Raw genomic sequence first — 8,076 nt, forward strand, 5'->3', positions numbered from 1 at the left:
GTGGACGTGTGATGAACCGCCGGGCTGTGGGAGCAGCCGCGCCCCACGGCCCCCTTACAGCGCGCGACGAGCGGCGGCGATGCTCCGGGGATCCCATCCCGGGCGGGGTACCGACTCCAGGAGCAGGCGCGTATAGGGGTGTTGGGGGTCGGCGAGCACATGCTGCGTCGGACCCGACTCGACGATCCGACCGCTCCGCATGACGATCACGTCATCGGTCACGCAGCGCACGACGCCGAGGTCATGGGTGATGAACAGGTAGCCGATGCCGGTCTGTTCGCGGATGTCGAAGAGCAGGTTCAGGATCTGCGCCTGCACCGAGACGTCCAGGGCGGCCACCGCTTCGTCGAGGACGAGGACGGCCGGCTCGACCGCCAGCGCGCGGGCGATCGCGACACGCTGGCGCTGTCCTCCCGACAGCTGCCGGGGCAGCGCGTCCGCCTCGCGGGAGCCGAGGCCGACCTGGCCGAGCAGTTCGGTGATCCGCCGCGTGTGGTCGGCGCCGGGGAAGTGCAGGGAGAGGGTCTCCCGCAGGGCCGCGCCCACGGTGGTGCGCGGGTCCAGGGACAGGAAGGGGTCCTGGAAGACCATCTGGACCTCGCGGGCCCGCGCGAGGCGGCGGGCCTTGCCGCGCGCGTGCTCGCCCCGGTCGCGGCCGTGGATCAGCACCCGGCCCTCGTCCGCGTGCTCCAGACCCACCACGATGCGAGCCGTGGTCGTCTTGCCCGAGCCGGACTCGCCGACGATGCCCAGGGAGCCGCCCTCGGCCAGCCGGAACGACACGTCCTCCACGGCCCGGACGCTGCCGTAGGTCCGGTGCAGGCCCAGGACCTCCAGGACGGTCTTCGTCGCGGCGGTCGTGGTGCCGGCGCTCGTGCCAGTTGCGGTTCTCATGGGTGGATTTCCTTCCGTTCCGTCCGCGCCCGTTCCCGCTCGTGCTCCTGCTCGGCGATCAGCTCGCCGTGGTGGCAGGAGGCGAGCCGGGCCGGTTCCCCGGCGACCGGGAGCAGGGCCGGCGCCTCCCGCGTGCACACGTCGGTCGCGAGCACGCAGCGCGCGGCGAAGGGGCATCCGGTCAGCTCCTCCCGCAGGCTCGGCGGCCGGCCCTCGATCGCGGCGAGCCGCCCGCGGGGCGCGTCCAGGCGCGGGGTGGAGTTCAGCAGCGCGGCCGTGTACGGGTGCCGGGGCCGGGCGAACAGCTCGGTGGCCGGGCCCGTTTCCACGATCCGGCCCGCGTACATCACGTACACCCGGTCGCTGATCGCGGCGGCGAGGCCGAGGTCGTGCGTGACGAACAGCAGCCCCGTTCCGAAGCGGTCGCGCAGGTCGCCGAGGAGGCCGATCACCTCGGCCTGGGTGGTGACGTCCAGTGCCGTGGTGGGTTCGTCGGCGAGGATCAGGGCCGGGTCGCCCATCAACGCGGCCGCGATCACGACCCGTTGCAGCATGCCGCCGGACAGTTGTCCGGGGTACTTGCGCAGCGCCTCCGCCGTGAGGCCGACGGCCTCCAGCATCGCCACCGCCCGGTCCTCGGCCACCGCCTTGGTCGCCTTGGCGTTCAGCCGCAGGCTCTCGGTGAGGAAGTCGCCGACACGGCGCATCGGATTGACCGCCGCCCGGGGGTCCTGGAAGATCATGGCCGCCGTGCTGGTGCGCAGCACCCGCAACTGCCCCGGAGACATGGTGAGTACGTCGTCCCCTGCCACCCGGACCTCGCCCTCCGTCCGGGCCCCGTCGGGAAGCAGCCGCAGCACGCTGCGCGAGGTGAGGCTCTTGCCCGAGCCGGACTCGCCGACCAGGGCCACGGTCTCCCGGGGGCCGACGGTGAGCCCGACGCCGTCGAGGACGGGCCGGACGGCGCCCGGCAGGTGCAGCCGCAGACCCTCGATCTCAAGGGTGTTCAGCGGGGTCAGTGGGGTCAGCGGTGTCGGCGTTGTCGCTGTTGTCATCGGGCTCTCCTGGCTACCTTGTCGGCCCAGGCCTCGCCGACGACGTTGAAGGCGACCACGGTCAGCACGATGGCCACACAGGGCACGATCGACGCGAGCGGGTAGCCGGCCTGGATGGCGGCGTTGCCATCGAAGACCATGCGGCCCCAGTCGGGGGTCAGGGCCGGTACGCCCAGCCCGAGGAAGGCGAGGCCGGCCAGGTCGATCAGGGCGTAACCGAAGTTGATCGCGGACTGCGCGAGGACGACCGGAGCGATGGAGGGGACCACGTGGCGCAGGCAGATCTGCGCCCCCGAGTGCCCTTGCACCCGGTACGCCTCCACGTACGGGCGGGCGCGCTCGGCCAGGACGAGGGAGCGGGTCAGCCGGCTGACGTAGGGCAGGTAGGCGATGGCCAGGGCGATGACGGGGGCGAGCAGCCCCTCGCCGTAGACCGAGACGATCAGGATGGCCAGCAGCATGCCGGGGAAGGCGAAGACCAGCTCGGTGCTGCGGGAGAGCACCGAGTCCAGCCAGCCGCCCCGCCAGGCGGCGGCGGTGCCGATCGCGACGCCGGCCACGGTGGAGAAGGCCACCACGCCGAGCGGGCCGAGGAGCGAGGTGCGGGCGCCGAGGACCAGCCGGGAGAAGGTGTCGCGCCCGGAGGCGTCGACGCCGAGGAGGTGATCGGCGGAAGGGCCCGCGAGGGCGTTGGCCAGGTCGACGGAGTTGGGGTCGTAGGGCGCGATCCAGGGGGCGAACAACGCGACGAGCACGACGACGGCGACGAAGCCCGTACAGAACAGGGAGAGGGGGGCGCGGGAGGTCCGGAGCCGGGCGAGGCCCGGTCGGCGCACCAGGACGGAGCTCACGGGGCCTTCTTCGCGGGGCCGAGGGTGACCCGGGGATCGACCAGCGGATGGAGCAGGTCGACGACGAGGTTCACCGTCATGAACAGCGCGACCATGATGAGGGAGATGGCCTGCACGGTGGGGAAGTCCTTGGTGGTGGTGGAGAGTTCGAGGAGCTGGCCGATGCCGCCCACGCTGAACGCGGACTCCACCAGGACGGTGCAGACCAGCAGGGTGGAGACGATGAGCCCGCCGGTGGTGAGCACGGTGCCCAGTGCGTTGCGGAAGACGTGCCGGCGGATCACCTGGCGGGCGGACACGCCCCGGCTCCGGGCGACCGTGACGTGCTCCTGGCCGAGGACTTCGAGCATCGCGGCCCGGGTGACCCGGGCGAGCATGCCGATCAGGTAGAGCGCCAGGGCGACGGCGGGCAGGGTCAGGTGCCACAGCATCTGCCCGAACCCGTCACCGGCCCCGCCGGTGGGGAACCAGCCCAGCTTCACCGCGAACAGGCCCTGCAGCAGCACCGCCGCGACGAACGACGGGGTGCCGATGGCGACGGTGGTCGTCACCAGGATCGCGGAGTCGGCGGCGCCGCCGCGGACGGCGCCGATCCAGCCCAGGAACAGCCCGAACACGAGGACCAGTACGAGCGCCATCGAGATCAGCATCAGGGTGTTGGGCAGCCGGTCCGCGAGCAGCCGCGACACGTCGGTGCGGTACGTGATCGAGCGGCCGAAGTCCCCTTGCAGCACCTGGCCGAGCCAGCTCAGGTACCGCACCGCGAAGGGGTCGTCCAGGTGGTAGTGCTCTTTGATCGCCTGCAGGGCCTCCGGGGAGGCCGAGCGGCCCCCCAGGAGGAAGCTCGCCGGGTTGCCCGGAGCCAGGTACAGCGCGCCGAAGATCACGAAGGAGGCGCCGAGCAAGGTGGCGGCCATCTCGGCCAGCCGCCGTACGGCGAAGCGCAGGAAACTCATCGGGCGGCCGCCCCGACGTCGGCGGCCCACGGGTAGTACAGGTAGGAGATGGTGGTGGGCGCGCCGGTGATCCGCTTGTTCAGGAAGACGGCGGTCGGCCACTCGGCGACCGGGATCCACAGGAGCTGGTCGGCTGCCTTCTTCTGGAGTTCGGCGGCCGCCGAGAAGCGCTTGGCCGGGTCGGACTCGGACTTGGCCTTGTCGGTCAGCGCGTCGTAGGACGGGTCGCTGTAGCCGGCGTAGTTCTGGTAGGCCCCGGTCTGGAAGTTGCTCAGCAGGTCCATCGGGTCGGTGATGGAGTCGTAGTACGTCAGCGGGAACATGTCGAGGCCCTCGCGCGCCGCCGGGTCGGTGAACAGCGAGGTGAACGCGTTGGGGGCGATGGTCTTCAACTCGACCTTCAGGCCGATCCTGGTGCCGGCGTCCTGGACCGCGGTCGCCAGCAGCGAGACGTCCTGGCCGATCGAACTGGTCGCTATGGTCAGCGTCTTGCCGGTGGCGCCGGCCTCCTCGACCATCCGCTTGGCCGCCTGGATGTTCTGCTCCGGGGAGGGCAGGCCGTCGAAGGCGGACGCGCGGATGGTCTCGGGGGCCCCGGCCCAGACCGCCTTCGTGGTGAGCGAGCTGGTGACGGTGCCCGCGCCGCCCAGGCCCGCCTTGACGAAGCCGCGGCGGTCCAGGGCCAGCGACAGGGCCCGGCGGACGCGGACGTCGCCGAGCGCGCCCTTCATGCTCGTCACGTTGACGTTGACGGTGCTGAGGCCCTCGCCGAAGTAGAGCGTGCCGGCGCCGCTCGCGCGCAGCCGGTCGTAGCTCTCGGTGGGGATCAGGTAGCCGCCGTCGGCCTCGCCGCTCAGCATGGCGTTCGTACGGGCGTTGGGGTCGGTGAGGAAGGTGAAGACGGCCTTCGCGGACTTGGCCTTGGTGCCCCAGTAGCCGTCGAAGCGCTGGAGCTCGATCGACTGGCCCTTGTTCCAGGTGCCCAGCTTGAAGGGGCCGGTGCAGTCCAGGCTGCCGGTGGTGCCGTAGTCCTCGCCGGCCTTCTCCACCCCGGCCTTCGAGGACACGACGCCGGCGGCGGTCGCCATGTACTGGGGGAACTGCGAATCGGGCTGCTTCAGCTTGACCGTCACCTGGAGCGGGCCGGTCTTGGTAACGGCCTCGACGTTGGCGAAGTTGCTGTTCCAGGCGGCCCCGTTCGCCGGGTCCATCTGGCGGCCCAGGCTGTAGACCACGTCGTCGGCGGTCATCGTGCCGCCGTCGTGGAAGTGCACGCCCGCGCGCAGGTCGTAGACCCACGTCAGGTCATTGGGGTTGGTGGCCTTCTCGGCCAGCCCCGGAGCCGTCGTGAGCTGCGGGGTCCACCGCATCAGGCTTTCGCAGACGTTCGACAGGATCGTGTTCGCCGGGTAGTCGAAGGCGGAGATGTAGTCCAGCGTCGGCGGTTCCGCGTAGACGGCCCAGGTGAAGGAGTCGAGCTCACCCGCGGCGGCCGGGGTGCCGGCGGACAGCTTGAAGGCCGCGTCCTTCTGGCTCCCGTCGCCCTTGGGCGGGCCGGAGCAGGCGGCGACCAGGCCGAGGGCGGCCAGCGCGGCGACGGGCAGCGTGTACCGGCGGCGGGCGGACCGGCGGGCGGGGGAGACGCCGGTGTCGGCGCGAGCGGAGGACCTGGCGGCTCTGGACCAGGGAAGGGATCTGGGCATCGGTGCTCTCTCTTCCATGCGGGGAGGGGAGGTACGGGCATGCGGCGAGCGGGGCGAGGAGGGAGGCTCGGGGGCCCGGGCGAGCCTGATCCGAAAGACACGCCCTACGGGCGGGCCGCCGGTCCGGGCACGGCGGAAGGGGCGAGCCGGTCAGACGGTGCGGCCGGCCGCGGGGATCTGCTGGGTGATGCAGTGCACGCCGCCACCGCCGTACGCGATCACGCGCGAGCGGACGCCGACGACCTTGCGGCCGGGCAGCGCGGAGGCGATGACGGCGAGGGCGCCCTCGTCCTCGGAGGTGCCGGCGACCGGGACGACGACCCCGCCGTTGGCGATGTAGAAGTTCAGGTAGCCGACCTCGGTCTCCTTGCCGTCGACCTCGACGAGGTTGCTCTGCGGCAGGTCGATGATCGTGAAGGGGCGGCCGGCGGCGTCGGTGGACCCCTCCAGGACGGCGCGGTTGACGCGCATGCGCTCGTAGTCGGGGTGGGCCGGGTCGCTCGGGAGCTGGACGACGACGGTGGCGGGGGCGACGAAGGCGCAGACCCCGTCCACGTGCCCGTCGGTCTCGGTGTCCAGCAGACCGCCGTACGGCAGCCAGATCACCTTGGTGACACCGAGGCGGGCGATGAGCTCGGCCTCGATCTCCGCCTTGGTCATGTCCGGGTTGCGGTTCGGGTGCAGCAGGCACTGCTCGGTGGTGATCAGCGTGCCCTCGCCGTCGACCGTGATCGCGCCGCCTTCGAGGATCATCCGGGAGTCGACGCGGTCCACGCCCAGGTGCGCCAGCAGGGCCGCGGCGATCTTGTCGTCGGTGTCGTAAGGGAAGTGCTTGCCGCCCCAGGCGTTGAAACGGAAGTCCACGCCCGCGCGCCGGCCGTCCTGTCCGAGCACGAAGATCGGCCCGGAATCCCGGAACCAGGAGTCGTCCAGCGGGAGCTCGATCACCTCGACCCCCTCACCGCACAGAGAGCGGGCCTCGTCGCCGCTGCCGGGCAGGGCGACCATGGTGACCGGCTCGAAGGCGGCGATCGCGTTGGCGACGTGGGCGTACTCGACCTTCACCTCGTCGAAGACGTCGCCCCACAGCTCCTGCCGGGTCGGCCACGCCATCAGGCAGCCCTCGTGGTCCGTCCACTCGGCCGGCATGCGGAAACTGGTCATGATCCACTCCTGTTTGAAAATTCAGTCAGTGTTTGTAAGGGGTGTCCGCATCGTCCACCAAACTGAAAATTCAGTCAATGGTTCTCGCCAAGCTGATGCGGAATCGGTCACACCGCGTATCAGGCGGGGTGTGGAGAGCCCCGAAGGGCCTCGAAATCGGCATGATCACGGCGTAAATGCCGGAAACGGGTGCCTGATGTTACGGTCAGGAAAAGCCCCAGGTGACGGACTTGGCGGGTAGAGTGACCCTTCGTGTCAGACCGTCGAACGGAAATACTCAGAGCCGCCACGCGAGTGATCGCGCGACGCGGCGTGCGCGGGCTCCGGGTGGGGGAGCTTGCCGCCGAAGCGGGCGTGTCCACCTCGCTGATCTACTACCACTTCACCGACCGCGCCGGGATCCTGCGCCGCACGCTGGAGTTCATCAGCGACCGCGCCGACCGCTACACCGCCGAACGCGAGGACGGCTCGGACGAGCCGGAGAGCCCCCGCGACGAACTCAAGCGGACCCTGCTCCTCGAACTCCAGGACACCTCGGAGGTGCGGGAGAACAGCACCGCCTGGGGTGAGCTGAGGGCCAGCGCCGTATTCGATCCCGACCTGCGCGAAGACGTGGCCAAGGCCACGCACAGCTGGGTCCACGAGATCTCCTACCTCCTCGCCCAGGCCCGCCCCACCGGCACCGCCCCCGAGCACGCGGCGGCCGCCGAACGCCTGACGGCCCTCCTCGAAGGCCTCAGCGTCCGCTGGCTGAGCGGCTCCCTGCCCCTGGACCACGCGCGCCGGCTCCTCGCCGACGCGATCGAAGGGGAACTGGCCGTATGACCGCGGGAGCGGTGATCGTGGACGCACGGGAGCTGGTGTCCGACCCGGAACGGGCGGCCCGGTTCGCCGCGTCGGCGCACCGGATCCTGACCGAGCTGGTGGCCGGGGGAGCCGCGCTGGGCTGGGTCGAACCCCCCGGGCCGGACGAGGTGGCGCAGCTGCTGGACCGCGTCGCGGCCGCCGTACGGACCGGGGACGCGGCCCTGCGCGGCGCCTGCGTCGGAGACCGGCTCGTCGGGCTCGGGTACTGGCAGCGCTACGCCCGCCCGACGCACCGGCCGCACGCGGACCTGGAGAAGCTCGCGGTCGCCGCCGAGGCCCACGGACTCGGGCTCGGCCGGGCGCTGACCGCCGCCCTCGTCGAGGACGCCCGCAGGGCCGGGATCGAGGTCCTCACGCTGGATGCGCGGGGCGACAACACCCGGGCCCTGCGGCTCTACGCCTCGCTGGGATTCACCGAGTACGGGCGGCTGCCCCGCTTCGTCGCCGTCGGCGAACGCCGCTACCGGGACTAATCGCAGTGCATCGGGCTTCAGCCCGGTGGTGAAGCGATTCTCAGAACTGCTCTGACCCGCAGGTCACAGTGGACGATTCTGCTGCTCAATGTACTGACGGACGATCGACAGCG

Annotated in this window: 8 protein-coding genes; 2 read left to right on the top strand and 6 right to left on the bottom strand. The window is 71.3% G+C overall.

Going from position 1 to position 8,076, the window contains the following annotated elements; translation table 11 throughout:
- Positions 1-54: 54 nt before the first annotated feature.
- The 6 genes from AC061S_RS09765 to AC061S_RS09790 form a co-directional block, all read right to left on the bottom strand.
- A complete protein-coding gene (locus AC061S_RS09765) occupies positions 55-894 on the bottom strand; it encodes an ABC transporter ATP-binding protein (RefSeq protein ID WP_478685450.1) in 840 nt (279 codons plus the stop codon).
- The gene (locus AC061S_RS09770) at positions 891-1,949 is read right to left on the bottom strand and encodes an ABC transporter ATP-binding protein (RefSeq protein WP_478685451.1); all 1,059 of its coding nucleotides are present in this window, start codon (positions 1,947-1,949) and stop codon (positions 891-893) included. The genes AC061S_RS09765 and AC061S_RS09770 overlap by 4 nt, the downstream gene beginning before the upstream one ends.
- Positions 1,946-2,800 carry an ABC transporter permease gene (locus AC061S_RS09775; protein ID WP_478685452.1) on the bottom strand — a complete coding sequence of 285 codons (855 nt, stop codon included), beginning with the start codon at positions 2,798-2,800 and terminating at the stop codon, positions 1,946-1,948. Before AC061S_RS09775 ends, AC061S_RS09770 begins: the two co-directional genes overlap by 4 nt.
- Positions 2,797-3,756, bottom strand: coding sequence for an ABC transporter permease (locus AC061S_RS09780; RefSeq protein ID WP_478685453.1), 960 nt, complete (start codon positions 3,754-3,756; stop codon positions 2,797-2,799). The genes AC061S_RS09775 and AC061S_RS09780 overlap by 4 nt, the downstream gene beginning before the upstream one ends.
- Positions 3,753-5,459 (bottom strand): ABC transporter substrate-binding protein, encoded by a 1,707-nt coding sequence (locus tag AC061S_RS09785; RefSeq protein ID WP_478685454.1) that lies wholly within the window; start codon positions 5,457-5,459, stop codon positions 3,753-3,755. Before AC061S_RS09785 ends, AC061S_RS09780 begins: the two co-directional genes overlap by 4 nt.
- 150 nt (positions 5,460-5,609) lie before the next feature.
- Positions 5,610-6,623: an agmatine deiminase family protein gene (locus AC061S_RS09790; protein WP_478685455.1), complete on the bottom strand. Its 1,014-nt coding sequence runs from the start codon at positions 6,621-6,623 to the stop codon at positions 5,610-5,612.
- A 252-nt stretch (positions 6,624-6,875) separates the two neighbouring features.
- Here AC061S_RS09790 and AC061S_RS09795 point away from each other — a divergent pair, with 252 nt between their 5' ends.
- Together AC061S_RS09795 and AC061S_RS09800 are read left to right on the top strand one after the other, a co-directional pair.
- Entirely contained in the window at positions 6,876-7,448 is a 573-nt protein-coding gene (locus tag AC061S_RS09795; RefSeq protein ID WP_478685456.1) for a TetR/AcrR family transcriptional regulator, read from the top strand.
- On the top strand, positions 7,445-7,963 hold the full coding sequence (locus AC061S_RS09800; RefSeq protein ID WP_478685457.1) for an N-acetyltransferase family protein: 519 nt from the start codon (positions 7,445-7,447) through the stop codon (positions 7,961-7,963). Before AC061S_RS09795 ends, AC061S_RS09800 begins: the two co-directional genes overlap by 4 nt.
- Positions 7,964-8,076: the final 113 nt, after the last annotated feature.

It is taken from the genome of Streptomyces sp. CA189, assembly GCF_056428985.1.

What these genes read in the sequence shown, in the direction of transcription:
- AC061S_RS09765 (WP_478685450.1), bottom strand. Translation starts at nt 894, where the DNA reads ATGAGAACCGCAACTGGCACGAGCGCCGGCACCACGACCGCCGCGACG.
- AC061S_RS09790 (WP_478685455.1), bottom strand. Translation starts at nt 6,623, where the DNA reads ATGACCAGTTTCCGCATGCCGGCCGAGTGGACGGACCACGAGGGCTGC.
- AC061S_RS09785 (WP_478685454.1), bottom strand. Translation starts at nt 5,459, where the DNA reads ATGCCCAGATCCCTTCCCTGGTCCAGAGCCGCCAGGTCCTCCGCTCGC.
- AC061S_RS09800 (WP_478685457.1), top strand. Translation starts at nt 7,445, where the DNA reads ATGACCGCGGGAGCGGTGATCGTGGACGCACGGGAGCTGGTGTCCGAC.
- AC061S_RS09770 (WP_478685451.1), bottom strand. Translation starts at nt 1,949, where the DNA reads ATGACAACAGCGACAACGCCGACACCGCTGACCCCACTGACCCCGCTG.
- AC061S_RS09780 (WP_478685453.1), bottom strand. Translation starts at nt 3,756, where the DNA reads ATGAGTTTCCTGCGCTTCGCCGTACGGCGGCTGGCCGAGATGGCCGCC.